The 26,896-nt window shown below is 68.6% G+C and carries 22 protein-coding genes; 15 read left to right on the top strand and 7 right to left on the bottom strand.

Features of this window, described 5'->3' with window-relative positions; translation table 11 throughout:
* Positions 1–120: 120 nt before the first annotated feature.
* Complete coding sequence (gene purD, locus BLW75_RS25945; protein ID WP_034312495.1) at positions 121–1,383, bottom strand: phosphoribosylamine--glycine ligase; 1,263 nt, start codon at positions 1,381–1,383, stop codon at positions 121–123.
* A gap of 176 nt (positions 1,384–1,559) precedes the next feature.
* Between purD and BLW75_RS25940 the strand changes: the two genes are divergently transcribed.
* Together BLW75_RS25940 and BLW75_RS25935 are read left to right on the top strand one after the other, a co-directional pair.
* Positions 1,560–2,678 (top strand): glycerophosphodiester phosphodiesterase, encoded by a 1,119-nt coding sequence (locus tag BLW75_RS25940; RefSeq protein WP_034312493.1) that lies wholly within the window; start codon positions 1,560–1,562, stop codon positions 2,676–2,678.
* Positions 2,679–2,975: 297 nt separating this feature from the next.
* Positions 2,976–4,514, top strand: coding sequence for an amino acid permease (locus BLW75_RS25935; RefSeq protein WP_034312490.1), 1,539 nt, complete (start codon positions 2,976–2,978; stop codon positions 4,512–4,514).
* Here the strand turns inward: BLW75_RS25935 and BLW75_RS25930 are convergent.
* Positions 4,498–5,718, bottom strand: coding sequence for an MFS transporter (locus tag BLW75_RS25930; RefSeq protein ID WP_034312489.1), 1,221 nt, complete (start codon positions 5,716–5,718; stop codon positions 4,498–4,500). The genes BLW75_RS25935 and BLW75_RS25930 overlap by 17 nt on opposite strands.
* Before the next feature lie 141 nt (positions 5,719–5,859).
* A complete protein-coding gene (locus BLW75_RS25925) occupies positions 5,860–6,795 on the bottom strand; it encodes an LLM class F420-dependent oxidoreductase (protein ID WP_034312486.1) in 936 nt (311 codons plus the stop codon).
* Positions 6,796–6,917: 122 nt separating this feature from the next.
* On the opposite strand from BLW75_RS25925, the gene BLW75_RS25920 reads away from it, so the two are divergent.
* Positions 6,918–7,412: an OsmC family protein gene (locus BLW75_RS25920; protein ID WP_034312484.1), complete on the top strand. Its 495-nt coding sequence runs from the start codon at positions 6,918–6,920 to the stop codon at positions 7,410–7,412.
* 47 nt (positions 7,413–7,459) lie between these two features.
* Here the strand turns inward: BLW75_RS25920 and BLW75_RS25915 are convergent, their stop codons facing one another.
* On the bottom strand, positions 7,460–8,746 hold the full coding sequence (locus tag BLW75_RS25915; protein WP_034312482.1) for an adenylosuccinate synthase: 1,287 nt from the start codon (positions 8,744–8,746) through the stop codon (positions 7,460–7,462).
* A gap of 54 nt (positions 8,747–8,800) precedes the next feature.
* Between BLW75_RS25915 and BLW75_RS25910 the strand changes: the two genes are divergently transcribed.
* From BLW75_RS25910 to BLW75_RS25875, 8 genes are all read left to right on the top strand, one after another.
* On the top strand, positions 8,801–9,481 hold the full coding sequence (locus BLW75_RS25910) for a hypothetical protein (protein ID WP_370641828.1): 681 nt from the start codon (positions 8,801–8,803) through the stop codon (positions 9,479–9,481).
* Between the two features lie 198 nt (positions 9,482–9,679).
* Positions 9,680–10,318 (top strand): GmrSD restriction endonuclease domain-containing protein, encoded by a 639-nt coding sequence (locus BLW75_RS25905; RefSeq protein ID WP_034312478.1) that lies wholly within the window; start codon positions 9,680–9,682, stop codon positions 10,316–10,318.
* Between the two features lie 209 nt (positions 10,319–10,527).
* The gene (locus tag BLW75_RS25900) at positions 10,528–12,135 is read left to right on the top strand and encodes an ABC transporter substrate-binding protein (protein ID WP_034312476.1); all 1,608 of its coding nucleotides are present in this window, start codon (positions 10,528–10,530) and stop codon (positions 12,133–12,135) included.
* Positions 12,132–13,082, top strand: a complete 951-nt coding sequence (locus BLW75_RS25895) for an ABC transporter permease (RefSeq protein ID WP_034312475.1) — start codon at positions 12,132–12,134, stop codon at positions 13,080–13,082. The genes BLW75_RS25900 and BLW75_RS25895 overlap by 4 nt, the downstream gene beginning before the upstream one ends.
* Entirely contained in the window at positions 13,075–13,890 is an 816-nt protein-coding gene (locus BLW75_RS25890) for an ABC transporter permease (RefSeq protein WP_034312472.1), read from the top strand. Before BLW75_RS25895 ends, BLW75_RS25890 begins: the two co-directional genes overlap by 8 nt.
* Complete coding sequence (locus tag BLW75_RS25885; protein ID WP_034312470.1) at positions 13,887–15,464, top strand: dipeptide ABC transporter ATP-binding protein; 1,578 nt, start codon at positions 13,887–13,889, stop codon at positions 15,462–15,464. Before BLW75_RS25890 ends, BLW75_RS25885 begins: the two co-directional genes overlap by 4 nt.
* On the top strand, positions 15,461–16,498 hold the full coding sequence (locus tag BLW75_RS25880; RefSeq protein ID WP_034312468.1) for an LLM class flavin-dependent oxidoreductase: 1,038 nt from the start codon (positions 15,461–15,463) through the stop codon (positions 16,496–16,498). Before BLW75_RS25885 ends, BLW75_RS25880 begins: the two co-directional genes overlap by 4 nt.
* Positions 16,499–16,511: 13 nt before the next feature.
* Positions 16,512–17,612 carry a glycosyltransferase gene (locus tag BLW75_RS25875; protein WP_034312465.1) on the top strand — a complete coding sequence of 367 codons (1,101 nt, stop codon included), beginning with the start codon at positions 16,512–16,514 and terminating at the stop codon, positions 17,610–17,612.
* Here the strand turns inward: BLW75_RS25875 and BLW75_RS25870 are convergent.
* Positions 17,609–19,501 carry an FAD/NAD(P)-binding protein gene (locus tag BLW75_RS25870; RefSeq protein ID WP_034312464.1) on the bottom strand — a complete coding sequence of 631 codons (1,893 nt, stop codon included), beginning with the start codon at positions 19,499–19,501 and terminating at the stop codon, positions 17,609–17,611. The genes BLW75_RS25875 and BLW75_RS25870 overlap by 4 nt on opposite strands.
* 123 nt (positions 19,502–19,624) lie before the next feature.
* Between BLW75_RS25870 and BLW75_RS25865 the strand changes: the two genes are divergently transcribed.
* The 3 genes from BLW75_RS25865 (at position 19,625) to BLW75_RS25855 (ending at position 23,978) form a co-directional block, all read left to right on the top strand.
* Positions 19,625–20,755: an LLM class flavin-dependent oxidoreductase gene (locus BLW75_RS25865; RefSeq protein WP_034312461.1), complete on the top strand. Its 1,131-nt coding sequence runs from the start codon at positions 19,625–19,627 to the stop codon at positions 20,753–20,755.
* A 447-nt stretch (positions 20,756–21,202) separates the two neighbouring features.
* Positions 21,203–22,456, top strand: coding sequence for an MFS transporter (locus BLW75_RS25860; RefSeq protein WP_034312458.1), 1,254 nt, complete (start codon positions 21,203–21,205; stop codon positions 22,454–22,456).
* A gap of 202 nt (positions 22,457–22,658) precedes the next feature.
* Positions 22,659–23,978, top strand: coding sequence for a GGDEF domain-containing protein (locus BLW75_RS25855; protein ID WP_034312456.1), 1,320 nt, complete (start codon positions 22,659–22,661; stop codon positions 23,976–23,978).
* Here the strand turns inward: BLW75_RS25855 and BLW75_RS25850 are convergent.
* Positions 23,975–24,556, bottom strand: coding sequence for a TetR/AcrR family transcriptional regulator (locus tag BLW75_RS25850; protein ID WP_198935741.1), 582 nt, complete (start codon positions 24,554–24,556; stop codon positions 23,975–23,977). The genes BLW75_RS25855 and BLW75_RS25850 overlap by 4 nt on opposite strands.
* A 134-nt stretch (positions 24,557–24,690) precedes the next feature.
* On the opposite strand from BLW75_RS25850, the gene BLW75_RS25845 reads away from it, so the two are divergent.
* Positions 24,691–25,917 carry a lipase family protein gene (locus BLW75_RS25845; protein ID WP_034312451.1) on the top strand — a complete coding sequence of 409 codons (1,227 nt, stop codon included), beginning with the start codon at positions 24,691–24,693 and terminating at the stop codon, positions 25,915–25,917.
* Positions 25,918–26,183: 266 nt separating this feature from the next.
* On the opposite strand, the gene BLW75_RS25840 is transcribed toward BLW75_RS25845, so the two are convergent.
* Positions 26,184–26,591 carry a DUF3151 domain-containing protein gene (locus BLW75_RS25840; protein ID WP_007032496.1) on the bottom strand — a complete coding sequence of 136 codons (408 nt, stop codon included), beginning with the start codon at positions 26,589–26,591 and terminating at the stop codon, positions 26,184–26,186.
* Positions 26,592–26,896: the final 305 nt, after the last annotated feature.

The following is a 26,896-nucleotide window of genomic DNA, read 5'->3' as shown; positions in this document are numbered from 1 at the left end:
GAAACACGCACGGTGACCGTTCGCCTGTCGAGGCTACCAACGCCGATGTATCGAGCGCCTAAGCTTCTCAGGAAATACCGGGTTAGACGCAGCGGTCGCCCGAGCGGTTCCGGCCGGAATTCACGAGACCGGGGTGGCGATCTCTCCCTTGGCGGCGAGCAGGGCGATGTCGGTCCGGTGGTGGGAGCCGGCCAGGTGGACCTTCTCGACCGTCGCGTAGGCGTCCTTGCGGGCGGCCTTCAGGTTCTTGCCGGTGCCGACCACCGACAGCACGCGGCCGCCGGAGGAGACCACCGCACCGTCGTCACGGCGGCGGGTGCCGGCGTGGAGCACGCCTTCGAGCTCGCCACCGGTGATGACGTCGCCGGTCCTCGGCTTGCCGGGATAGCCGTCCGCGGCGAGCACGACGGTGACCGCCGCGCCGGAATCCCACTCCAGCGGCGGCAGCTCGGCGAGCTTGCCGGTCGCCGTCGCGTGCAGGACCTTGCCGAGCGGGCTGCGCAGCAGCGCCAGGACGACCTGGGTCTCCGGGTCGCCGAAGCGGCAGTTGAACTCGATGACCTGCGGGCCCTCGGAAGTCAGCGCGAGACCGGCGTAGAGCAGGCCGGAGAAGGTGGCGCCGCGGTTGTCGAGCTCGTCGACCACGGGCTGCACGATGCGGGCGACGACGTCGTCGACCAGGTCCTTGGGCGCCCACGGCAACGGGGCGTACGCGCCCATGCCGCCGGTGTTCGGGCCCGCGTCGCCGTCGCCGACGCGCTTGAAGTCCTGCGCGGGCAGCAACGGGACGACCGTGCGGCCGTCGACGAAGCAGAAGAGAGAGGCCTCCGGGCCGTCGAGGAAGGACTCCAGGAGTACCGGGTGCCCGCCGTCGAGCAGCATCAGGGCGTGCTTGCGCGCGACGTCGACGTCCGTGGTGACCACGACGCCCTTGCCCGCGGCGAGGCCGTCGTCCTTGACCACCCAAGTGGGGCCGAAACGGCCGAGCGCGGCATCGAGGCGGGCCGGATTGTCGACGACCTCGCAGTGCGCCGTCGGCACCTTCGCGGCCGCCATGACGTCCTTGGCGAATGCCTTCGAACCCTCGATCCTGGCCGCGGACGCGGACGGGCCGAAGCAGGCGATGCCCGCCTTCCGGACCGCGTCGGCGACACCGGCCACCAGCGGGACCTCGGGACCGACCACCACCAGATCCGCCTGCCACTGCTTGGCGAGGGCGGAGACGGACTCGGGGTCGGCCGCGTCCACGCCGAGTTGCTCGGCCACCGCGGCGGTGCCGGCGTTGCCCGGGGCACAGGCCAGTGCGGTGACGGAAGGGTCTTCCGCGACCGCGAGGACAAGTGCATGCTCACGGGCGCCGGACCCGATTACCAGTACGCGCACGACGCACAGGGTAACCGGGCCGGTGAGCCCCGAACACGTCGCCGTCCTCGAGCGGGTGGTTCCATCCGGCGTTCACCCGGCGGTCAGCGCTCCGCCGGTCCGTCTTCGCCGGGCGGACGCCTCCTGCGTCAAGGGTTGCGCGGTACCCCGAGTTCAAGCGAAAGAGGTTCCCCACCATGCGAAAGCGCCTGGGCGTGCTCGCCCTGTCCGGACTCGCCGTACTCAGCGTCACAGGGCTGGCGGGCGCTGCCGAGCCGAGCGCCCAAGATGTGTCGGCGCTGGCGAAGGGCCACGATGGGCCGGTGATCGTCGGACACCGCGGCGCCCCCGGCTACCGCCCGGAGCACACGCTCGCCTCGTATGAGCTCGCCTACCGCCAGGGCGTCGACTGGGTCGACGTCGACCTCGTGCCCACCAAGGACGGCCAGCTCGTCGCCCGGCACGAGAACGAGATCGGCGGGACCACCGACGTCGCGAAGCACCCCGAGTTCGCGAACCGGAAGACGACGAAGATCATCGACGGCACGTCGTTCACCGGCTGGTTCACCGAGGACTTCACGCTCGCCGAGCTGAAGACCCTGCGCGCGACCGAGCGGATCCCGCAGTTGCGGCCGAACAACAGGATCTACGACGGCCGCTACCAGATCGCCACCTATCAGGAGGTGATCGACCTGACGCGCCGGCTGGGCCGCGAACTGCGCCGCGAACTGGGGACGTACCCGGAGATCAAGCACTCGACCTACTTCTCCTCCATCAAGAACCCGACCGAGCCGAAGCTGGTCGAGCTGATCAAGCGCAACGGGCTCAACCACCCGAAGGCGCCGGTGATCATCCAGTCGTTCGAGGTGTCGAACCTGATCGCGCTCTCGCGTCAGGTGCGGGTGCCGCTGCTGCAGCTGACCTCGGCGACCGGCGCTCCGGCCGACTTCGTCGCGAAGGGCGACCCGCGGACATACGCCGACCTCGTGACGCCGGCGGGACTGAAGGAGATCTCGAAGTACGCGGACTACCTGGGCCCGGAGAAGGCGCAGGTCATCCCGGTGGTGAACGGCGCGCTGGGACAGCCGACCAAGCTCGTCGCCGACGCGCACCAGGCCGGTCTGAAGGTCGGGCCGTACACGTTCCGCAACGAGAACAACTTCCTCCCGCAGAGCCTGCGCTCGTCGGCGAACCTCGCCGAGTACGGCAACGCGTTCGCCGAGCAGGAGGCGTTCCTCAAGGCGGGTGTCGACGGGTACTTCGCGGACCACCCGGACACGGCACTGGAGGCCGTGAAGGCGTTCCGGGGGCGCTGAGCTTTTCGAGGTCGCTGACCCCCGAGTACATGAAGGCCCCCTTCCTTGCGTTAGGCGCAAGGAAGGGGGCCTTCATGTACTCGGGTCACCTGTAGCGGGCGGGGCGGCCGGGACGCCGACTGTGTGGATTTTGGGGCGTTGGATGACCGGAAATCCACACAGTGCCCGCGTCACCGGACCGTTCATGGCGTCCGGAGGGGACGGGTTTCTTGACGGGACCTTGACATGCGCAGGTCGGCGGGCCTAATTTCGGCGAATCTCAATGGTCTGTCCGCATACCTTTTAAGTGGGTGCCCGATGGATGTCTCTGACAAGCAGGCCGCAGAACCCGCCGACGAAGACAGTGCCCGGCTCCACCAACTCGGTTACGCGCAGGAACTCCGGCGCACGATGTCGGCGTTCTCCAACTTCGCCGTCTCCTTCACGATCATTTCGATCCTCTCCGGTTGCCTGACCCTCTACGGGTTCGGCATGAAGACCGGCGGGCCCGCCGCGATGATCTGGGGCTGGCCGCTGGTCGGCCTCTTCGTCATCCTGGTCGGGCTGGGCATGGCCGAGGTCTGCTCCAGCTACCCGACCGCGGGCGGCCTCTACTACTGGGCGGCGAAGCTCGCCCCGCGCAACGGCGCGGCGTGGTCGTGGTTCACCGGCTGGTTCAACCTCATCGGGCAGATCGCCGTCACCGCGGGGATCGATTTCGGGGCGGCGTTGTTCCTCAACGCCTTCCTCGACCTGCAGTTCGGTTTCGAGGCGACGCCGGGCCACACGATCCTGCTGCTGGCGATCATCCTCGTGATCCACGGGCTGCTGAACACCTTCGGCGTCAAGATCGTCGCACTGCTGAACAGCATCAGCGTGTGGTGGCATCTCGCGGGTGTGCTGGTCATCGTCGGGGTGCTGATCATCGTTCCCGAGAACCACCAGGACGCGTCGTTCGTCTTCGGCGAGTTCGTGAACAACACCGGCTGGGCATCGCCCGTCTACGTCTTCTTACTGGGCCTCCTGCTCGCGCAGTACACACTCACCGGATACGACGCCTCGGCCCATATGACCGAAGAGACCAAGAACGCGGCGAAGGCCGGACCGCGGGGGATCATCAACTCGATCCTCGTCTCCCTGGTCGCCGGCTGGATCCTGCTGATCGGCCTCACCTTCGCCATCCAGGACTACGAGGGCGCCGCCGGCTCCGCAACCGGGGTGCCGCCCGCGCAGATCTTCATCGACGCGACCGGCGCGACGACCGGCAAGTTCCTGCTGCTGATCTGCATCGGCGCGCAGTTGTTCTGCGGGATGGCGTCGGTGACCGCGAACTCGCGAATGATCTACGCCTTCGCTCGCGACGGCGCGATCCCGGGTTCGAAGCTCTGGCACCGCATCAACAAGCGCACCCAGACGCCCACCAACGCGGTGTGGCTGGCCGCGGGCGGCGCGCTCCTGCTCGCCCTGCCGTACCTGTGGAGCGCGACCGCCTACGCGGCGGTGACCTCGATCGCCGTCGTCGGCCTTTACGTGGCCTATGTGATCCCGGTGTTCCTGCGGGTGCGCAAGGGTGACGATTTCGAACCCGGACCATGGAACCTCGGCCGCTGGGGGAAGCTCATCGGGGCCGTCGCGACGGTCTGGGTGTGCTTCATCTTCGTGCTGTTCATGCTCCCGCAGGGATCACCGGTCACCATCGACAGTTTCAACTACACGCCTATCGCCTTCCTCGTCGTGCTCGGTGGTGCGGCGGTGTGGTGGTTCGCCTCGGCGCGCAAGTGGTTCACGGGTCCGAAGGTGCAGGGTTCCGAGGAGGAACTCGCCGCGGTGGAAAAGGAACTCAAGGAACTGGGGTAGCGGCGCCTTCCCGGGAGCGGCCGGCGGGGACTCCGGTCACCGCGGCCGCTCCCAACGCCCCGACTCCGGCGAAGGCGTAGAAACCCCACGGGTAGGCGACCCCGGCGGTCAGCAGTGCACCGCCGAGGATCGGGCCGCTGATCGCGCCGACCCGGCCGACACCCGCCGCCCAGCCGATTCCCGTGGCACGCATGGCATCCGGGTACGTCTTGCCGATGTAGGCGTACACGAGCACCTGCGCGCTGAACACGAAACCGCCAGTGAGGAACACGGCCGCGTACAGGCCCGCGGCAGGCAGCTTCACGCTCAGCAGGGCCAGGAACACCGCCGCCCCGAGGAACCAGAAGATCACCGCCGGCCGCACGCCGGCCTTGTCCGCCACCCGGCCCGCGACGAGAAGGCCGACGACGCCGCCGAGGTTCAGCGTCAGCAGCAGCCCGAGCGCCGCACCCAGCGGATATCCGGCCTGGCGCATGATCTCCGGCAGCCAGGTGTTGAGCCCGTAAACCAGCAGCAGCCCCATGAACGACGTCACCCAGAACGCGATGGTGGCGCGCAGGAGCCCGCCGCGGAACAGCCCGCCGACGACCTGTGTCGCCGACTTCTCCTGCGTCTCCCGCGCCCGCTCGAAGGACTCGGATTCCGGCAGGTACTTGATCATCAGGGGCACCAGCACGAGCGCGGGCAGCGCACCGGCGATGAACATCGCCCGCCAGCCGAGCGGCTGGATCAGCCAGATGCCGAGCAGGGCCGTGAGCACCGCGCCGACGTGGTAGCCGGTCATCACCGTGGTGGTCGCGCTGCCGCCCTTCCCCTTGCGGGCGTACTCGGTGACCAGCGCGATCGCCGTCGGCAGACAGCCGCCGAGGCCGAGCCCGGCGAGGAAGCGCAGCAGACCGAAGACGAACGCCGACGGCGAGATCGCGCAGAGGGCGGTGAACGCCGAGAAGGCCGTGACCGCGATGATCAGCGCCTTGCGACGGCCGATGACGTCGGTGATCGTGCCGATCGCCATCGCGCCGATCATCATGCCGATCAGGCCGAACGTCGAGATCACCGACGCCGTGCCGGGCGTCAGGCCCCAGACGTGGTCACGGAGGAGCGCGGGCAGCACCGTACCCAGGACGACCAGGTCGAATCCGTCGAGCAGTACCGCCGTCCAGGCGAGTGGGACCACCCACGAACGGGCCGCGGCAGGGGACATCGAGAACCTCCAGCTGTGTTCGCTATGCGCACGAGTATGCACAATACGAACGCTGTGAGCAAGGCCACTGGCCCCTGAATGTCATGAAAGGGGCGTTCAGGACGATGAATGTCCTGAACGCCCCTTTCCCGGCGTGCGGGTTCAGCGCTTGACGAGGTCTCCGAGGACGCTCCAGGTGCGAAGCCGCTCTTCCGCGTTCCGGATGCCACTCTGCGTCGCGACGACCTCGGTCGCCCCGGCGTCGAAGTACCGCCGGATTTCGGCCGCGACGGTCTCCTCGTCCCCGGCGATCACCAGCTCACCGGCGGAATCGACGCCTTGGAGGTCGAAGATCGCGCGATAGGAGGGGATGTCGCGGAAGAACGCGTACTGCCGGTCGACCTGGGCCCGGACGGCATCGGGATCGTCGGTCACGACGACCGGGACCATCGCGATGATCCGCGGCGCCGGGCGGCCGGCGGCGGCCTTGGTGATCTCCGGGACGATCAGCCCGGAGAGGGCTTTGGGCCCGGCGAGGAAGGGGATCGTGCCGTCGGCGAGTTCGCCGGTGACGCGCAGCGCCTGCCGTCCCATCGCCGCGATGATCACCGGGATGTCCGAAGACCCAGCGACAGACAGCGAAGCCGCGAAGCCCTTGGCGTGTGCCCGGACCGTCTCGCCGTGGAAATCGACTTCGCCGCCGTCGAGGACCTGCCGAAGGATCGTGAGGTACTCGCGAAGGTGTTTGATCGGCGACGGGTACTCGACGCCGTACGCCGGTTCGAGCCAGTTCTTGGCGCCGGTTCCGAGACCGAGGACGAACCGGCCCCCGGTGGCGGCCTGCGCCGTCTGCGCGAGACCGGTGATCAGCAAAGGATGCCGCGGGTAGATCGGGACGACACCGGTCCCGACGGCGATTCCCGGGACGGCGCGGCCAGCGAGGGCGGCGACGGTGATCGCGTCGTGCTCCATCTGCTGGGAGAACCAGACCGACGTCAGGCCCGCGTCGGCGGCTTGCCGGGTCTGCGTGATGAGTTCGTCGACGATGTTGACGGCGTCCGCGGTGTCCCCGGACGGGAGTGCCACTCCGATGGTCATGTTCAACGCTAACCGCGCTGTCGAAAGGATATTTCGCTGTTCACGGACTGAGATCACGCGCGCGGTTCGCGGTGTTGCCCCACCCTGGGCGGCGTCCGAATCCCCGATCCTGGAGTGGCCCGATGTCGCTGACCGATGTCATCGAAGGAACCAAGACCGCCGTCGACGCCGACCCCCGCAACGCCGCCGTCTCGTTCAGCGTCGCCAACGCCTTGAACCCCGGAACCGCGACGCAGGTGGACGTGCGGGTGCGCGACCACTCGTTCGCCGTCGACGAGCCCGCCGCCCTCGGTGGCACCGACACCGCGGCGAACCCGGTCGAATACGCGCTCGCCGCGCTGGGCTCGTGCCAGGTGATCACCTATCAGTTCTGGGCGGCGAAGCTCGGCGTGCCGCTCGAAGGGGTGAAGGTGACCGTGGACGGTGACATCGACCTGCACGGGTTCTTCGGGTTCTCGGAGACTCGCCCCGGCTTCGGCGACGTACGCGTTTCGGTCGAGCTGAGCGGGCCCGCGGGGGCGGAGGTCTACGAGGACCTGAAGCGGCAGGTGGACGAGCACTGCCCGGTGCTGGACCTGTTCCGGAACCCGACGCCGGTGAAGACCTCGCTCGCCTGAGTCGTGAGTGGCTAGGACGGTTAGAACCGTCCTAGCCACTCACGAGGTCAGACGAACTCGTGCCGCACGATCGTCTGCTCCCGGCCCGGACCGACGCCGATCGCCGAGATCCGCGCGCCCGAGAGCTCTTCGAGCCGCTCGACGTAGGCACGCGCGTTGGCAGGCAGCTCTTCGAAGGTGCGGCAGCCCGAGATGTCCTCGAACCAGCCCGGCAGCTCTTCGTAGATCGGCAGCGCGTGGTGCACGTCGGTCTGCGTCATCGGCATGTCGTAGGTACGGAAGCCGTCGACCTCGTAGCCGACGCACACCGGCACCTTCTCCAGGCCGGACAGCACGTCCAGCTTGGTGAGGAAGTAGTCGGTGATGCCGTTGACCCGCACCGCGTAGCGCGCGATGACCGCGTCGAACCAGCCGGTGCGCCGCGAGCGGCCGGTGGTGACGCCGAACTCGCCGCCCTGCTTGCGCAGGTACTCGCCGGACTCGTCGTCCAGCTCGGTCGGGAACGGGCCGGAGCCGACACGCGTGGTGTAGGCCTTGAGGATGCCCAGCACGGTGTCGATCTTGCCGGGGCCGATGCCCGAACCCGCGCTCGCGCCGCCGGAGGTCGGGTTCGACGACGTCACGAACGGGTAGGTGCCGTGGTCGACGTCGAGCAGGGTGCCCTGCGAGCCTTCGAGCAGCACGGTCTCGCCGCGTTCGAGGGCCTGGTTGAGCTGCAGGCGCGTGTCGGCGATGCGGTGCGCGAACTTCTCGCCCGCGGCCAGCACCTCGTCGGCGACCTGGTTCGCGTCCAGCGCCTTGCGGTTGTAGACCTTGACCAGCACCTGGTTCTTGAACTCCAGTGCCGACTCGACCTTCTGCCGGAAGATCTTCTCGTCGAGCAGGTCCTGCACGCGGACGCCGACGCGGGCGATCTTGTCCTGGTAGCAGGGGCCGATGCCGCGGCCGGTGGTGCCGATCTTGCGGCTGCCGAGGTAACGCTCGGTGACCTTATCGATCTCCACGTGGTACGGCATGATCAAATGCGCGTCGGCGGAGATCAGCAGCTTGCTGGTGTCGACGTCGCGTTCCTCCAGCCCGGCGAGCTCGTCGAGCAGCACGCCCGGGTCGATGACGACGCCGTTGCCGATGACGTTGGTGACGCCCGGCGTGAGGATCCCGGACGGGATGAGGTGGAGGGCGAAGTTCTGCCCGTCGGGAAGGACTACGGTGTGGCCCGCGTTGTTACCGCCTTGGTAACGCACGATCCACTGGACGCGGTCGCCGAGCAGGTCGGTGGCCTTGCCCTTGCCCTCGTCCCCCCATTGGGCCCCGATCAGCACGATGGCCGGCATGTGACACTCCAGGTGTTCGGCGACTTGTGGTTTGGCGCTGGTAAATGCCGGTGCATGAGCGTAACGGAGGGCCTTCGGGTGCGCGGAATAGTGGTGGTCTGTCCCGAGGGCGAGCCCACACTCCCGGAGATCGACGACGTCGAAATGGTGCACGTCCCGAGCCGCCCCGGCAAGGCGGATATCGACCCCTTGCTGGGGGAACACGATCACTTGGTGGTCGCGGGCACCGACGCGGACCTCGCGGCCGTCGCGCTGCGGCTGTTACGAAAAGAACAGCTCTCGGGCGTGTCGCTCGGTTTCGTGCCATCGTCGCCGGACTCCGACGTCGCCCGCATCTGGAGCCTGCCGACGCAGCCGCTGCGTGCCCTCTCACTCGCTCTGCGTGGCGAGGTCGACCCGGTGCCGCTGATCCGCGACGACACCGGCGGGGTACTGGTCGGGCGCGGGGTGATCGGGATGATCCGCGGGGTGGCCTACTGCGACGAACACACCGTGCTGCGCGGGCCCGCGCGCTCGATCGAGGTCGAGCCGGACACGAGCGGCCCCGGAATGATGGTGCGGGTGACCAAGGGGACGCTGTTCAAACGGCCTTCGACGCATTACGCGCGGGCGTTCCAGCTCGGCTGCATCCCGACCCGGCCGAGCATCGACGGCGTCGCCCATCCACGCGCGATGAGCCGGTGGACCTGGTACCGGCACACGGAGGACCTCCGGCTGGTCCGTGGGCTGGACTAGCGACACCGACTAGCCCGTTCGGCCCAGAACCTTCAGCTGGACTTTCCGAAGATTTTTCGGGCGCGTCCACCCTGTCCTACCTGCTCGTGACACCCTCCGTTCACGAACAGCCAGCAGAGTGTCATCCGATGGTGTTGCGTGGGCCATATCCGTACCGCAAGGTGACCAGGTCCCCAAACCTGACACGGAGGCAGCAATATGCCAACTGCGCTTGCTGTTCGTCGCTCCTTCACCGTTCTCGCCGTCTCGGCCATCGTCTCGGCGGGCGTGGTCGGCGTCGCCGAAGCGACGCCCCCTGGCATCCCGTCGGCCGACACCGCCAAGACCCAGCTCGCCGCGCTGACCGTCAAGCCGGACGGTTCGTCGACCGGGTACAGCCGCGACAAGTTCCCGCACTGGTCCGATCAGGGCAACAGCTGCAACACCCGCGAGGTCGTGCTGAAGCGGGACGGCACGAACGTGCAGCAGGACAGCAGTTGCGCCGCCGTCTCCGGCAGCTGGTTCAGCCCGTACGACGGCGCCACGTGGACCGCGGCGTCCGATGTGGACATCGACCACGTCGTTCCGCTGGCCGCCGCGTGGCGCACCGGGGCGTCGTCGTGGACCACCGCGCAGCGGCAGGCGTTCGCGAACGACCTCAGCGCGCCGCAGCTGATCGCCGTCACCGACAACGTCAACCAGGAGAAGGGCGACAAGTCGCCGGACGCCTGGAAGCCGCCGACCGTCGGCTACTGGTGCACCTACGCGAAGATGTGGACCACTGTGAAATACAAGTACAAGCTGAGCATCAAGTCCGCGGAGAAGACCGCGCTGACGGACATGCTCAACCGCTGCTGAACCACTTTTCCCGTGAAGGCCCCCTTCCCTCGGCTGAGCCGAGGGAAGGGGGCCTTCACGCGCGATGCGCGCTGTCAAGCGGAAAGGTGGGACGTTTCGCGGGCTGGGAGCCGGGCTCAGCATGTGGGCGGGCCTCAAGGGCGTGATTAGCGTGAATCGGGTAGGCGCAAGCAGAAGACGCGCCCCCGTCCCCCGCTGGAGGCCACCCGGTGTCCCGTACCGCCACCACGTCCTTGCTCGCCCTCACCGCACTTGTCGTCACCGCCTGCTCGTCCGCGGGCGGCTCGACGGGCGCGGACGCCGGGCCGCCCAAACCCGGTGGCACGCTGCGCCTCGGGATCTCGTCGAGCCCGGACTGCGTCGACCCGCAACAGGTCGGCACCAACGCTTCGCTCAACGTCGGCCGCCAGCTGGTCGATTCGCTGACCGATCAGGATCCGGCCACGGGCGAGATCAAGCCGTGGCTGGCGGAAAAATGGGAGGGCAACGCGGATTCGACCGCGTTCACCTTCCACCTGCGCGACGGCGCGACCTTCTCCGACGGCAGCCCCGTCGACGCGGCCGCGGTCAAGACGAGCTTCGACGCGATCAAGGCGCTCGGCCCGAAATCACAGCTCGGCTCGGGCTATCTGGCCGTGTACAAGGGAACGACGGTCGTCGATCCGAAGACGGTCAAGATCGAGTTCTCCGTTCCCAGCGCCCAGTTCCTGCAGGCCAGCTCGACGATGTCGCTCGGCGTCCTCGCGCCCGCCGCATACCAGAAGACCGCCGACCAGCGTTGCCAGGGCGATGGCCTGATCGGCTCCGGGCCGTTCGTTTTCGAGAGCCTGAAACAGAACCAGGAGATCGTCCTCGCCAAACGCAAGGGCTACCACTGGGGTTCGTCGCTGTTCAAGCACCAGGGCGAGGCGTATCTCGACAAGATCGCCTACAAGATCGTGCCGGAACCCGGCGTGCGCACCGGAAGTCTCGCGTCCGCGCAGCTCGACGCCATCACCGACGTCCAGCCGGTCGACGAGCCGCAGTTCACCGGCAACGGCTTCACCGAGCCCACCCGGCCGAATCCCGGCGTCGTGTTCAACCTGCACGCCAACGTCACCAAGGGCGTACTCACGGACGAGAAGGTCCGCCAGGCGGTGGTCAAGGGCATCAACCGGCCCGAGGTCACGAACACCGTGCTGACCCCGAACTACAAGCCCGCCACCAGCATTCTCGGCTCGGCGACGCCGTTCCACGCCGATCTGTCACCGCTGCTCGCCTACGATCCGGCGGGCGCGACGGCGCTGCTGGAAAGCGCGGGCTGGCTGCCCGGTCCCGACGGTATCCGCACCAAGAACGGGCAACGGCTGACCGCGAAGGTCGTCTTCTCCCTGGTGTTCAACCAGAACAAGAGCGTGCTCGAACTCGTGCAGCAGCAGTTGCGCAAGATCGGCTTCGATCTCCGGATCGAGCAGCGCACGACGGCCGAGAGCGTGCAGATCACGCAGAGCGGGAACTACGAGTACCTCTGGTACAACACGACCCGCGCGGATCCGGACATCCTGCGCAACCTGTTCTCCACCAAGGCGAACAACCGCAGCAAACTGCCCGCGGACAATCCCGTCGACGCGCCGCTCGACGCGCAGTCGTCCACTGTGGACCCGGTGAAGCGCAAGCCCGCTGCCGAGGAGGCGCAGCGCGCGATCATCGAACACGGCTACTCGGCGCCGGTGTTCGAGCTGACCCAGGTGCTGGCGCACGGGCCTAACGCGCACGGTATCGGGTTCGAGGCGTCGTCCCGGCTCCAGCTGTTCGACGCCTGGGTGTCCGGCTCGTGAGGCGGTACCTGCTCCGGCGAGTCCTCCAGGCGGTTTTCGTCCTGTGGGCGGCGTTCACCCTCTCTTTCGTGATCCTCTACCTCCTGCCGGGTGACGCGGTCAGCGCGAAGCTCGGCGGAGGCGAGGCCGGTCTTTCGGTCACGCCGGAACAACTGGCCGCCGCGAAGGCGGAGTATGGCCTCGACGACCCGTTGCCGCTGCAGTACGGAAAGCGGCTGGTCGCGGCGGCGCAGGGCGACTTCGGACGCTCGATCGCCACCGGGGACGACGCCACGAACATGGTCGTCTCGGCGCTGCCACCGACGCTCGCGGTGACCGGCTTCGCCCTGGTTCTCGCGATCCTGTTCGGCGGCGGCATAGCGATCGCCGGCACTCTCACCCGGCATCGCTGGCTGGGCGACCTCCTGCTCGCGCTGCCGCCGCTGGGGATCTCGCTGCCGCCGTTCTGGGTCGGGCTGCTGCTCATCCAGTTCTTCTCCTTCCAGCTCAAGCTGCTGCCCGCGCTGGGTTCGAACGGTTTCGAGTCGCTGATCCTGCCCGCGATCACGCTCGCCATCCCGACCGGTGCGATCATCGGGCAGGTGCTGGCGAAGAGCCTCCGCACGCAGCTCGGGGAGCCCTACGCCGAGATCGCGCTGGCGAAGGGGGCGAGCCGATCAAGAGTCCACTTCGGACATCTCCTGCGTAACGCGGCGGTACCGACACTGACCATCGCGGGAGTGGTCGCGGGAAACCTGATCGCGGGTTCGGTGATCACCGAGACGGTGTTCTCCCGTGACGGCCTCGGCCGCGTGACGTCGTCGGCGGTCACCGCGCAGGACATCCCGGTGGTGCAGGCCGTGATCGTGCTCGCCGCGCTGGTGTTCGTCGTGATCAACCTGCTCGTCGACCTCGTCTATCCCCTGCTGGACCCGCGGATCCGACACCGGGAGACCGCCGATGCCTGACGTTCTCGTGCGCACCCGGCGCAAGCCGGGCCTGATCCTCGCGATCGCCGTCCTGGCGTTCGCCCTGCTCGCGGCGGTCGCCCCCGGCCTCTTCACCGGACAGGACCCGCTCGCCGGCATCCCCGCCGAGAAGATGCAGGGGCCGTCCCTCGGCCATCTCTTCGGCACCGACGAAACCGGGCGCGACATCTTCGCGCGGGTGGTGCACGGTGCCGCGCTTTCGTTGCAAGCGACCGTGATCGCCGTCGTCGTCGCGCTCGTCGCCGGTTCCGCGCTCGGCCTGCTCGCCGGATTCCGGGGCGGCGCGCTCGATTCGGTGATCATGCGCTGCGTCGACGTCCTGCTGGCGATCCCGTCGATCCTGCTGTCGCTGGCGCTGGTCACCGCGCTCGGCTTCGGCACGACCAACGTCGCGATCGCGGTCGGGGTCGCGAATCTCGCGCAGTTCGCCCGGCTGATGCGCGCCGAGGTGCTGCGTGTCCGTAGTGGCGTGTTCGTCGAGGCCGCCCATGCTGGAGGCGTGCGGTGGACCGGGGTGCTCGGACGGCATGTGCTGCCCAACGCGCTCGGCCCGGTGCTCGCGCTCGCGACCCTCACGTTCGGCACGGCGGTGCTGGAGGTGAGCGCGCTGAGCTTCCTCGGCTACGGCGCCACCCCGCCGACCCCGGAGTGGGGCTCGCTGGTGGCGGGCGGCCGAGGCTTCCTCGCCACCGCCTGGTGGATGACGACCTTCCCCGGGCTCACCGTCGCGGCCGTGGTGCTGTCCGCGAACCGGCTGTCCAGAGCGATCGAAGGAGACGTGCGGTGAGCGAACTGCTGACCATCCGCGATCTCGCGGTTTCCTACAAATCCGTGCCCGCCGTGGACGGCGTCGACCTCTCCATCCACAAAGGACAGATAGTCGCCGTGGTCGGCGAGTCCGGCTCCGGCAAGAGCACGACGGCGCACGCGGCGATCGGGCTGCTGCCGCGTGGCGGGCGGATCGACCGCGGTGAGATCACCTTCGACGGCCGTGACCTCACAAAACTCTCCGACCGCGCCTGGCGTTCGGTACGCGGCCGTGAGATCGCGCTGGTCCCCCAGGATCCGACGGTGTCGCTCAACCCCGTGCACCGGATCGGTGACCAGGTCGCGGAAGTGCTGCTGATCCACGGCCTGGCGGACAAGCGCACCGCGGGCGCCGAGGCGGTGGAACTGCTGCGCAAGGCCGGGATCGCCGACCCGGAAGCGCGGGCACGCCAGTATCCGCACGAGCTGTCCGGCGGGCTCCGTCAGCGCGCGCTGATCGCCGCCGCGCTGGCCGGACGGCCGAAACTCATCATCGCCGACGAGCCGACGAGCGCGCTCGACGTCACCGTGCAACGGCAGATCCTCGACCACCTCGAAGAACTCGCGGCCGACGCGGGCACCGCCATCCTGCTGATCACCCACGACCTCGGCGTCGCGTCCGACCGGGCGTCGCGGATCGTGGTGCTGTCCCAGGGCGAAGTGGTCGAGGAAGGCACGACCGGCGAGATACTGGCGGCGCCCACCCGGAAGTACACGCGAGATCTGCTCGCCGCGGCGCCGAGCCTGTCCGACACCCCGTTGCGGGAGCCGAAGCCACCGTCGTCCGACTTCCTGGTCTCGGTCAGCGACCTCGGCAAGACCTTCGGGACCGTCCGCGCCGTGGACGGCGTTTCGTTCGACATCGCCCGCGGCCGGACGCTCGCGCTGGTCGGCGAGTCGGGTTCGGGCAAGTCGACCACGGCGCGGATGATCCTGCGGCTGGAGACGCCGACCGAGGGCGTCGTCGAGTTCGACGGCGAGGACATCACCTCGCTGCGCGGTGAAGAACTGCGACGGCTGCGGCGCCGGTTCCAGCTGGTGTACCAGAATCCGTATGCGTCGCTGAATCCGAAGTTCAGCATCGAGGACGTCATCTCCGAGCCGCTGCGGGCCTTCGGCGCCGGCACCAAGGCGGAGCGCCGGGCGCGGGCGGCGGAGCTCGTCGACCAGGTCGCGCTGCCGTCGTCGGTGCTGAAGCGCAAACCCGCCGAACTGTCCGGCGGGCAACGGCAACGAGCGGCCATCGCGCGGGCGCTCGCGCTGCGCCCGGAACTGATCGTCGCCGACGAACCCGTGTCCGCGCTGGACGTCTCGGTGCAGGCGCAGATCCTCCGGCTGCTCGCCGACCTTCAGGACGAACTCGGCCTGACCTACCTGTTCATCTCGCACGATCTCGCCGTGGTCCGGCAGATCGCGGACACCGTCGGCGTGCTGCGTGGCGGCGAACTCGTCGAACTCGGTCCCGCTCAGGACGTCCTCGAACGGCCGCGCGCGGACTACACCCGGGAGCTGCTCGCCGCCATTCCCGGCCGGAAACCGTTGGAGGCCCGATGAAATTCGCGCTCTTCTCGCTCGTCGCCAACCACCCCGACCCGGTGACCGGGGTGACACCGACCCAGCACGAACGCCTGCGCCGAGTCGTCGACGAAGCGATCTTCGCCGAAGAACTGGGCTTCGACGCGTACGGCGTCGGCGAACGGCACGGCGAGCCGTTCCTCTCCTCGGCGCCGCCGGTGATCCTGGCCGCGGTGGCCGAACGCACCCGGCGCGTCCGGCTGCTGACCACGCTGACCGTGATCAGCGTGCTGGACCCGGTCCGCGTCGCCGAGGACTACGCGACGCTCGACCAGCTTTCCGGCGGGCGGCTGGAGCTCATGATCGGGAAGGGCAACGACCCCCGGCACTTCCCGCTGTTCGGCCTTGAAGAGGACCGGCAGTGGGAGTACCAGGCGGAGAAGTTCGCCCTGCTGCGCAGGCTGTTCCTGGAGGAGGGCGTGACGTGGGACGGCGAGTTCCGCACGCCGCTGACCGACGTCACGACGCAACCGCGTCCGTTCCACACACGGCCACGGATCTGGCATGGGAGCGCGTCGAGCACCGAGTCGACCGAGCTGGCGGCGAAGTTCGGCGACCCGCTGTTCACCGCGAACGGCTTCCATCCCAAGAAGAAGTACGCCGACCTGATCGACCACTACCGCCGTCGGTGGGCGGACCACGGCCACGATCCGGCGGACGCGCTCGTCGGTTCGGGCGCGGGCGGGCTCTACGTCGCCAAGACCTCGCAGGAGGCACAGGACGGCTACCGGCCGTACTTCGAGGCGCTGATGAAGACGCCGGCGTATCAGCACAACAAGTCCGAGTTCACCACTTTGGAGGACAAGATCACAGGAGGTTCCGCGCTGGTGGGGAGCCCGGAGCAGGTGATCGACAAGATCGGCGACTACCACGCGTCCTTCGGGCACGAGGTGCAGGCGGTGTCGGTCGACGGCCTGGAAGCCGGGGAGGCACGAGAAGTCCTGGAGCTGTTCGCCGCCGACGTCGTCCCGACCGTACGGAAGGAACTGCCCTCGCGGGTCTGGGAAAGCTAGTACGTTCGGGAAGGTGCGCATCCTCTTCACGTGCCGCCCCGCCTATGGCCACCTGTACCCGTTGATGCCGCTCGCACTCGCCGCCCGCGGCGCCGGGCACGAGGTGCTCTTCGGGACCGGCGACGCCTTCCTGGACAAGGTCCGTGCGCTGGGTTTCGACGCGCACAAGGTCGGGATCTCGATCCAGGAAGCCCTCGACCAGGCCGAGGGCGACGCGCTGGAGACCATCCTCACCACCTTCGCCGAGATCCTGCCGCGGGCCACGATCGCCGACCTGACACCGCTGCTCCCCGTGCTCCGGCCGGATCTGGTCGTCTACGAGATGAGCGACATCGGCGCGGCCGCCGTCGCCCGCCGGGCCGGGATCCCGGTGGTGTCCCACGTGATCGGCCGGTCGATGCCCGCCGACCTGATGGCCGCCGCCGCGGACCGGTTCGCCCCGGTGTGGGACGGGAAGCCGCCTGCCAACCTGATGCTCGGCGACGCCGGGATCGACGTGTGGCCGGATATCGTCCGCGACCCGGAAGCACGCGCCCTGCCGACGGTCTTCCGGCTCCGGCCGGTGCCGTGGAACGAACCGGCCCCGGTGCCGGCGTGGCTCGACGGACGCGACCGGCCCCTCGTCTACCTGACGCTGGGCACCGTCGCCTTCGGAGCCACCGGCGCGCTGCGCGCCGCCGTCGATGGCCTCTCCCGGCTGCCGGTGGACGTCCTGGTCGCCCGTGGCCCGGGTGACCCCGGCGAACTCGGCGAGCTGCCGCCGAACGTCCACGTGGCCGGGTTCGTGCCGCAGTCCGAAATCCTTCCGCGCGCGGACCTCGTGGTCCACCACGGCGGAACCGGGACCGTGCTCGGCGCGCTCTCCGCGGGCCTGCCGCAACTGGTGCTGCCCCAGGGCGCGGACCAGTTCGTCAACGCCGAGGCGCTGGAGACGGCCGGCGCCGGGCGGGCGCTGACCGGCGACCAGGTCACCGCGGACGCCGTCGAGGAGAGGGCCAAGACCCTCCTCGACGACGCCCGCGTGCGCGAGGTGGCGGCGAGGGCCCGTCACGAGATCGCCGCCATGCCCGCGCCGTCGGAGGTCGTCGGGCGGCTGGAGGAGTTCGCGCGCTAGGTGACCAGCTTCAAGATCTCCCGCGCGACGACGTCGTTCTGCCGGAACGGGAGCGCGTTCGTCCGAGGCCGGGTGAACGCCCCGGCCGACCGCGCGGACGTATGCGGCCCGAGGGCGAACCGGCGGGGATGCGGGCGGCCCTCGCGGTCGAGCATCCGGCCGTCGGAGACACGGGTGTGGATACGCCCGGCGAGCAGCCGGTCGCCGGTCACCGTGTCGACGACGGCCTCTTCGCCGAGCGCGCCACTGGCGTGCAACTGTCGCAGAAGGACATCGGACGCCCGGGTGATACTCGGTTCGGGCAGCCGCGCCTCGACGAGCGTGCGTGCCTCGGTCTCGCCGGGGAAACTCGCGCCGGAAGCGACGAAGGCCCGGCGTTCCTCGTCCGCCGACACCCGCATTTCGGCGCCCAGGAAGGAAACGAGACCTGCGTCCTGGAGCGCGAGCAGTTCTTCGAGCCGACGCGGAGGCGGTCCGCTGGCGAAATAGGAGAAGAAGCCGAGGAACCAGCCGTCCAAATCGGACAGTTGAGAGACCGCGTCGAGCCGTCCGGTCTGCACCAGCGCGGGAAGCTGGCCCATCACGGACAGCAGTGCCGTGAACGCGCCCAGATCCGCGCTGTACTCGGGGTCCGCCCGCCGGCTCAAGTCCGCTTCGACGTACTCGCGTAGTTCCTTGCCGTACTCCTCGGCGGTGCCGAAGTCCTTGCCCGCCATGGGCCGGTCGAGACGATCCAGGTCCAGCCGGTCGTCCGGCGACGGAACCGCGCGCGCCACCAGCGCGTCGAGTTCGCCGGGCGCGGCGTCCGCGAAAGCGTCGGCGAAGACGGCGAAATCCATGCGCACCCGCTCGGGATGAGCGGTGCACAGTTCGCTGTAGTAGGCCCACGCGATCTCCTTCGAGATCAGCGGCCAGACATCGCGGCGGAAATCGATCCGCCCGGGCACGGCGCACAGCTTCCCGATGGCGTGGGCGTCGAAGAACTTGGGCAACCGCAAGGGTTTCCCGCGCAGCCGATAACCGATCTTCGCGTGGTACGGCACGCCACGCCGCGAACCGACGTGCAGCACGGGCTCGGCACCGCTGGGATGGTACTTCAGCCCGCCGCACGCCTGCTCTTCGAAGCGGCCACCGCGGCCTTCGGTCAGCAGCAGCATCAGATCGACGAACGCGAGGCCGAACCCGCGCACCAGAACGGTTTCTCCCGGGCCGATCGCCGAATAGTCGACGTCGGCGGTGTAGCCGGCCGGATAGTAGGCGAGGTCGTGGCGGGCGGCGAAGTCCGCGAGCGCGGCTTCCCGTTCGTCCGGCTCGGCGTCGAGGTGCCCGACGGTGAACAGGACCGCGTCCACCGCCAGGGGTTCCGCGCGGCCTTCCAGCCAGAGCGACTGCGGCTCGCCGTCTTCGAGCCGCACCGCGCGGGTCCGGTGCTCGACGACCTCGATCCCGGCCGGGAGTTCGGCGCGCACCTTGCGGTGGAACCAGGCGAGGTACGCGCTCTGCAGCCTTCGCGTCGGGAAGTGATCGCATTGCAGTGCCTCGAGTTCGGCGCGCAGGCTGTCGTCGATTTCGGTGTCGAGCCCGCCCGAGCGGACCAGCCGCGCCCATTCGATCAGAGACGGTCCCGGCCTGATCGGACCGTCGATCCGCACGGTGTCGTCGGTGAAGACCGTGACGTCCTCGGGCATGGAGTTCATCCGCAGCAACGGCGACTGCTCGTAGCGCCAGACCCGCCCCGCCCCGGCGGGGAAGGGATCGACGAGATGCACCACCAGCCGCCGCCCGCCGAGCAGCTCGGCGGCGTTGGCGCCGAGCCGTTCGAGCACGCCCACCCCACGTGGACCGGCGCCGACCACCGCGAGCACGTAGGGAAGGTCTGCGGTACTCACGAAGCCGAAGCTACGCCGGGATTCCGGGCGGCGTGCGGGTTCTCAAGGAGCGGAACCCGTTGCCACGGCGGAGAACCGGCGCGTACTCGTCGAGCAGGGGGACACGGACGAGAGGAACGCGCGATGCCGGTCGAATTCCTGGGTATCGGAGGCACCAACGACGGTTCGGAGACCCGTCCGCGATCGGGCGGCGTCTTCGACAAGGACTACACGCTGCGCCTCGCGCGGGCGCACGAGGACTTCGGCTGGGACCGCGTGCTGTTCGCGTACGGCTCCAGCGGGCCGGACCCGGCGCAGGCGGCCGCATACGTCGCGTCGAAACTCGACAAGCTCCAGATCCTCTTGGCGCACCGGCCGAACGTCTCGTATCCGACCTTCGCGGCGAAGACGTTCGCCACGCTGGACCGGCTTTCGGACGGGAGGCTCACGGTCCACTTCATCACCGGCGGCAGCGACCACGAACAGCAGCGTGAAGGCGACTACCTCACCAAGGACGAGCGCTACTCCCGCACCCGCGAGTACATCCAGATCGTGAAGCAGGCTTGGACATCCGAAGAGCCCTTCGACCACGAAGGCGAGCACTACCGCTTCGCCGACTTCGTCCTCGACGTCCGTCCCGTGCAACAACCACGCCCGGGCGTTTCGTTCGGCGGCTCGTCTCCGGCGGCGTACGCGGCAGGCGGGGCCGAAGCGGACATCTTCTGCCTCTGGGGTGAGCCTCTCGCGCAGACCGCCGAGCAGATCGAGTCCGTCAAGGCCGCGGCCAAGGCCGCCGGGCGGACCGACGTCCCGCGGATCCAGGTCGCCTTCCGCCCGATCATCGCACCGACCGAGGAACTCGCCTGGGAGAAGGCATATCGCACGGTCGATGCCATCAAGGCCCGGACGAACGGGGGCAGGCAGCTGACGCGGCGGCATTCGCTCACGAATCCGGAGAACACCGGCTCGCAGCGGCTCCTCGCCGTCGCCGCCGAAGGGGAACGATTCGACCGGGCTCTGTGGACCCCCACCGCGGCCGCGACCGGTGGCGCCGGGAACTCGAACGCGCTGGTCGGCACGCCCGAAACCGTGGCACAGGCTCTGCTCGACTACTACGACCTCGGCGTCGACATCCTCTCCGCGCGCGGTTACGACATGCTCGGCGACACGATCGACTTCGGCCGTCACGTCATCCCGATCGTGCGCGAAGAGGTCGCCAAACGCGACGCGGCTCGGGCGGCTTCAGCCCGCGAGGTGCTCGCGGTCGACGGCTGAGCCATCGCTACGCCGAATGGACGATCCGTCATCCATTCGGGGGGGCGCCTCCGTACCGCCTGATGGACCCGATGGTCGCGGAGCGGAGTCGCGACGCGTTCGCGCACCGTGCGAACGCCAGCGGCCCGGGGTACCCCACAGCCTGTCTTCACGGCGCCGTATCCCCGCGCCGGGTGACGCGGGTCCGGTGCGATTTTCCCGGCGAAAACCCCAAAACAGCCGAAATTCGCAGGTCCGCGCCGAGGGACCGGTCACTGGGACATCTTCGCGGACGGCCGTCCCTCCACGAAAAAGATCTCCAACTCCAGAAACCCGGCGAAAGAACCTAGCCAATCACCAACAGTCAGGAGACACTTACGTGAACGAATGACGCTTCGTGACGAGCTCGTGACCGCGTTACTCTCGGTCACGAGTTTGTCGCGTAATAAGGACCCTATTGGGGGCAGCATGGCTTCGGCCGGACGGGTCACTTACCGAGAGGTCTTCGGTGTAGCCGAGTTCCGTTCGCTCTGGTTCGCCGAGTTGTTCTCGATCTTCGGTGATCAACTCGCCAGAGTCGCCCTCTCCGTCCTCGTCTTCACCGAAACCCGCTCCGCGACCCTGACCGGTCTCACCTACGCGCTGACCTACGCCCCTTCGCTGCTCGGCGGCATCTTCCTCACCGGGTTCGCGGACCGGTTCCCCCGGCGGACCGTGATGGTGGTCGTCGACCTGATGCGGGCCTTGCTGATCGCGCTGGTCGCGGTGCCGGTACTGCCGTTCTGGGTCCTGTGTGTCCTCGTCGGCGCCGTCTCGCTGCTGAATCCGCCGTTCAAGGCGGCCCAGCTGGCCCTGCTGCCGCAGATCCTCGAAGGCGACCGCTTCGTCGTCGGTATGGCGATCCGCAGCATGACCGTCCAGTCGGCACAGCTGGCCGGATTCGCCGGCGGCGGTCTCCTGCTGACCGCGCTGGAACCCCACATCGCCCTCGCGCTGGACGCGGTCACCTTCGTGATCTCGGCGCTGTTCGTCCGGTTCGGGCTGAAGTCGCGTCCGGCCGCGGCGTCCGGCGAGAAGCGCAAGTCGTTCTTCGCGTCGATCGGCTCGGGCGGGAAGATCGTCTTCGCCAGCTCGGGGTTGCGTTCACTGCTGCTGTTCACCTGGCTGATGGGCCTGCTGCCGGTGTACGAGGGCATCGCGGCGCCTTACGTCGCCTCGTCCGGCGGCGGCCCCGAGGTGATCGGCCTCCTGCTGGCCGCCGACCCGATCGGCAGCGTGATCGGCGCGTTCATCTACTCGCGCTGGGTGCCGGCCCACATCAGACCGAAACTGATCGGGCCGCTTTCCGCGTTGACGGCGATCCCGCTGCTGCTGTGCTTCCTGCAGCCGGGACCGTGGGCGTCGATCGTGTTGTTCGTGCTCTGCGGCGGCTTCGGCACGGTGGCGCTGATGCAGGCGACCGCGTCGCTGACGCTGGCCGTGCCGGACGAGAGCCGGGCACAGGTCATGGGGCTGTCGAACACCGGATTGACCACGACGATGGGCGTGAGTCCCCTGATCGGCGGCATCCTGGCGGACCAGGTCGGCCCTCAGTCGACGGTCGGCGTCTTCGGGCTTGCGGGATTGGCGCTGACCGTCCCGCTCGCGTTGAGCTGGTTCCGGACCCTCAGCCGTGACCCGGAACGGTGGCAGGAAAAAGACGCCGCGCGCGCAGAACATTGAGGTGTTCCACGCGCCGGCCCGATCGCGCGGACGTCTGGCGCGCGCCCCAGTTCACTGATCCCTACCGGCCATCGCTGGCACCTTTCCCTCGACCTCTCAGAGAAAAGTACACACCTAGGGAGCTTGTCGACAGCCCGCAAGTCGGTAGAAGCTGTCCGTAAGTAGGGGGTTTCGGAGAATGACGCAAGAGTCAGGGGGAAAGATGATCACATCGGAGGAACGCGCTGGACATCGTTCGGCTCTCACGGTAGCGACGTGGGAGCTGTGGAAGAGGCCCAAGTACTGGATCGCCTACACCGGGCTGTCCGTCGCGACGATGCTGGCACTGACGGGGGTCTTCGCCGCATCCATCGCCATCACGTCTTCGCAGGTCCTGCTGTGTTTCCTCCTCGCTGGGCTCGCCATCGCGCACACCGAGGCGACCCGCCGGATCGAGCGCCAGCGGCGCAGCATGAGCGTCACCCCGCATATCAACATGACCTCGGTCTGGGTCCTGCCGGGCGCGATCCTGCTTCCGCCGCAGTTGACCGCACTTCTCGTAACCGTGATCTATCTTCACCTCGGATATCGCAGCTGGGCGGGCCTTCACACGGTCAACCCCCATCGAACTGTGGCGAACGCCACATCCATGACGCTCACCGCGTTCGCCGCCTGGGCGGCCGTACAGATCGTCGGCGCCGACGCGGCGTCGGTGACGTCGATCTGCGTCGCGAGCCTCGCCTTCTTCCTGATGAACGCCGTCTTCACCGGCACCGGCCTGTACTTCGCGGCGCCCAAGAAGGCGACCGTCCAGACGCTCCTCGGCTCTTGGGACGACAACATCCTCGAGGCCTCGACGGTCTGCATCGGCGCGCTCGTGCTCGCCGTCCTGCCGCATCAGCCGGTGCTGGTGCTGCTCGTCTTCCTGCCGCTGTACCTGCTGCAGCGTTCGGTGCTGATCAAGCAGCTGGAGGAACTGGCCACCACCGACCAGAAGACCCAGCTGCTCAACGCCACGACCTGGCAGCAGGGCGCCGTCCGTGAGGTCTCCCGCGCCGAGCGCGAGAACGGCCAGTTCGGCGCGCTGATGATCGACCTCGACCACTTCAAGAGCATCAACGACACGTACGGCCACCTCGCGGGCGACGACGTGCTCAAGGGTGTCGCGGCACTGGTCAAGTCCGAAACGCGGACACAGGACCTCGCCGGCCGCTTCGGCGGTGAGGAGTTCGTCGTACTCCTGACTTCGTCTTCGAAGCAGGAGTCCGTCGCGGTCGCCGAGCGGATCCGCCAGCGGATCAGCGAAATGGTCATCAGGACCCAGGACAACGAGGGCAACTCCGTCGTCATCGAGCAGCGGACGGCGTCGGTCGGCGTCGCGACGTACCCGCTGGACGGCCGGACGATCGACGAGGTCATGGCCTCTGCCGACGCCTCGGTCTACGCGGCGAAACGCAACGGCCGCAACCGCGTCGTGTCGTCCCCGGATCTGGCGTCGGTCGCCGAAGAGGCCGGAATGCCGCTGGAGGCCGTCGCGGCCTAGCGCAGTCTTTCCATCACGTCGGCGGCCTCGGTCCGCAGGCGGACGACGCCGCCGACGGTGAATTCGGTGAGCAGGTCGATGAGCGCGTCCGCGTCGGGCGGCTCACCGTCCCAGCTCGCCTGGACGAGTGCCTCGGTCATCGCGAAGAACAGCGTGACCAGAGCCTTGTCCGCGCGGCCGGAGTCGACGCCGTGGCGGGCCCAGCGTTGCCTGCTCGCCTCGGTGTAGACGGCGGCGAGCCGCTCCCGCAGCCGGGTGAGGGCTGGGTCGCCCATGCGCTCCGCCTCGCGCAGGACGGGGAACGCGTCGGGGTTCGCCGCGACGAAGGCGAACATGTTGGCGTAGTTGGCGCGCGCCCAGGACCGCAGTTCGGGCTGCGAGAGATCCAGGGCGGGTGCGCCGATCGCTTCGAAAGCCCGTTCCTCGATATCCGCGACGACCTGGGTGAACAACGTCGTCCGATCGCCGAACTGCTCGTAGACGGCCTGGCGGGACACCCCCGCGCGCCGGGCGATCTGTTCGATCGTCGCGGCCTGCGCGCCGTGTACCGCGAAGACACCGGCGGCCGAACCCAGCACCCGCGTGCGTTGCTCGCCGATCGGGAGTTTGCGGGGTCTCCCTCGCGGCGCCGGACTTGACATTGTGCGCCACCTCACTGACTCTCTTTTTCGACACGTCTGTCGAAAATGTTTGTGCTCAACGAGGAGCAAGCATGCGTCCAGGATCCCGGCTCGGTGTTTCCGCCGCCGTCTCAGCGGCCACCATCGCGGCCCTGCTGACCTTCGGGGCACCGCAGGCCACGGCCGCCCCGTCCTTCTACGATCCCCCGTCGCCACTGCCCGCGGGTGCTCCCGGCGACATCATCCGGCACGAACCGTCCACCTTTTACGTCGATCCTGTGAAACTCATCAAGGCCGACGCGAACGTCCAGCGGATCATGTACCGCAGCACCGACACCCACGGCAAGGCCAACGCCGTGACCGGCACCGTCCTCACCCCGAAGAAGGCGTGGACCGGCGCGGGCGAACGGCCGGTCATCGGCTACGCGGCCGGGACGCAGGGCGTCGGCGACCAGTGCGCGCCGTCGAAAGCCCTAGCGGCGGGCATGGAGTACGAAGGCCCCTTCATCGCCGGGCTGCTGCTTCGCGGCTACGGCGTCGTCGTCACCGACTACGAGGGCCTCGGCACCCCGGGCGTCCACACGTACGTCAACCGCGTCGCCGAGGGCAACGCCGTCCTCGACTCGATCCGCGCGGCACAGCGCCTGCCCGAAGCGAACCTGCCGGACAACGGCCCGGTCGCGACCGCGGGCTACTCGCAGGGCGGCGGGGCGTCGGCGTCGGCCGCCGAACTTCAGCCGTCGTACGCACCCGAACTCAAGCTGAAGGGCTCGTACGCGGGCGCCGTCCCGGCAGACCTGGCCGAGGTCGGCAAGAACATCGACGGGCACTACGCCTTCGGGTTCCTCGGATTCACGCTGGTCAGCATGGACGCGGCGTACCCGGAACTGAACATCCCGGCCCTGCTGAACGCGAAGGGCGTCGAAGCGTTCGAGAAGGTGAAGCAGGAGTGCACCGGGGACGCGATCTTCGGACACGCGTTCACTCAGTCGAAGGACCTGACGAAGGACGGAAGGCCGCTGACCGCGTACCTCGGCGAAGAGCCGTACAAGACGCGAGTCGGCGAGCAGCTCATCGGAGCACGGAAGCCGGGCGCGCCGACGCTGGTCGTCCACAGTGCACTCGACGACATCGTCCCCTACGCGCAAGGGCGGACGATGGCGCGCTCGTGGTGCGCGAAGGGCGCGAAGGTGCAGTTCTCGACTTCGCTGGTCCCGACGCACGTCGGTGGGGCGATCCGGGCTTTCCCGGAGGCTTTCGCCTGGCTTGAGGGACGCTTCGCGGGGCTGCCTGCCGTGGGGAACTGCGGGCTGTTCTAGCTCGTGAGTGGTAAGGACGGTTCTAACCGTCCTTACCACTCACGACACTTGACCGCGATGTCGCGTGATCCGGCGGACGACACGACCGGGGCCGGGTTCCGCCGCGTGTCGTCCGTCTGATCACGCGTGTCGTCCGTTCAGTCACGTGTGTCGTCCGTCTGATCACACGTGTCGTCCATCCAGCCACACGAAACCGCCGCCCGCGCCGCACCGGCAGTAGGTACCTAAGCCGCCCTTGGCGCTAACCGTCCTAACCCCTCACGAGGTCACTTGAGGCCGGTGGCTTCCGCGGCGGCGGGGTCCGAGTCGCTCAGGAAGGTGCGGCAGCGGTCGTACTCCTCGGTCTCGCCGATCTTGCCGGCGGCCTTGCCGAGGACCGCGAGCGAACGCAGGAAACCCTGGTTCGGGCGGTGCGACCACGGCACCGGACCGTGTCCCTTCCAGCCCGCGCGGCGAAGCTGGTCGAGACCGCGGTGGTAGCCGGTACGGGCATACGCGTACGCGGCGACGGTCTCGCCGGCTTCGAGCGCCTTCTCGGCGAGGGCGGCCCACGCCTCGCTGTAGTCGGGGTGCTCGGCGGCGACGGCGGCCGGATCGGTCCCGGCGTCCAGCGCCGCCTGCGCGGCGGTGTGCTCGGGGAGATGCGTCGGCTGGGGGCCGAGAAGGTTCGTCATACGGCCCATTGTGCCGACCCGTCTCCCCAAGGGCGCCCCGCGCCCGACGGAGACTTCACATCGCGCGCCCTCTGTCGGCCGAAAGCCACGAAAGCTCGATGAGGGGGCGCGTCTGAGAGCACGCGATCGGCGGCGCTGTGACTAGAAGAACAGGCTCCCGAGAATGCCCCCACCGGCCAGCACCAGAGCGGCGACGAGGACCGCCGCGACGAGTCGTTTCGGCATCATGGCGGCACACCTTGCCCTGCTTCGCACGCCGACCGCAAATCCGCCACCCCTACGGGTGAACCCCGATTTTCGACCCC

The sequence above is a fragment of the Amycolatopsis lurida genome (assembly GCF_900105055.1).
Taxonomy (GTDB): Bacteria; Actinomycetota; Actinomycetes; order Mycobacteriales; family Pseudonocardiaceae; genus Amycolatopsis; species Amycolatopsis lurida.
Note: the sequence above shows the minus strand (reverse complement) of the source record. Positions and strands in the feature narration are given on the sequence as shown.

Excerpts from the sequence above, each read along its gene's own strand:
- BLW75_RS25935 (WP_034312490.1), top strand. The coding sequence starts at position 2,976 with ATGGATGTCTCTGACAAGCAGGCCGCAGAACCCGCCGACGAAGACAGT.
- BLW75_RS25930 (WP_034312489.1), bottom strand. The coding sequence starts at position 5,718 with ATGTCCCCTGCCGCGGCCCGTTCGTGGGTGGTCCCACTCGCCTGGACG.
- BLW75_RS25910 (WP_370641828.1), top strand. The coding sequence starts at position 8,801 with ATGAGCGTAACGGAGGGCCTTCGGGTGCGCGGAATAGTGGTGGTCTGT.
- BLW75_RS25905 (WP_034312478.1), top strand. The coding sequence starts at position 9,680 with ATGCCAACTGCGCTTGCTGTTCGTCGCTCCTTCACCGTTCTCGCCGTC.
- BLW75_RS25855 (WP_034312456.1), top strand. The coding sequence starts at position 22,659 with ATGATCACATCGGAGGAACGCGCTGGACATCGTTCGGCTCTCACGGTA.
- BLW75_RS25865 (WP_034312461.1), top strand. The coding sequence starts at position 19,625 with ATGCCGGTCGAATTCCTGGGTATCGGAGGCACCAACGACGGTTCGGAG.
- BLW75_RS25915 (WP_034312482.1), bottom strand. The coding sequence starts at position 8,746 with ATGCCGGCCATCGTGCTGATCGGGGCCCAATGGGGGGACGAGGGCAAG.
- BLW75_RS25890 (WP_034312472.1), top strand. The coding sequence starts at position 13,075 with ATGCCTGACGTTCTCGTGCGCACCCGGCGCAAGCCGGGCCTGATCCTC.
- BLW75_RS25860 (WP_034312458.1), top strand. The coding sequence starts at position 21,203 with ATGGCTTCGGCCGGACGGGTCACTTACCGAGAGGTCTTCGGTGTAGCC.
- BLW75_RS25940 (WP_034312493.1), top strand. The coding sequence starts at position 1,560 with ATGCGAAAGCGCCTGGGCGTGCTCGCCCTGTCCGGACTCGCCGTACTC.
- BLW75_RS25880 (WP_034312468.1), top strand. The coding sequence starts at position 15,461 with ATGAAATTCGCGCTCTTCTCGCTCGTCGCCAACCACCCCGACCCGGTG.
- BLW75_RS25925 (WP_034312486.1), bottom strand. The coding sequence starts at position 6,795 with ATGACCATCGGAGTGGCACTCCCGTCCGGGGACACCGCGGACGCCGTC.
- BLW75_RS25920 (WP_034312484.1), top strand. The coding sequence starts at position 6,918 with ATGTCGCTGACCGATGTCATCGAAGGAACCAAGACCGCCGTCGACGCC.
- BLW75_RS25845 (WP_034312451.1), top strand. The coding sequence starts at position 24,691 with ATGCGTCCAGGATCCCGGCTCGGTGTTTCCGCCGCCGTCTCAGCGGCC.
- BLW75_RS25840 (WP_007032496.1), bottom strand. The coding sequence starts at position 26,591 with ATGACGAACCTTCTCGGCCCCCAGCCGACGCATCTCCCCGAGCACACC.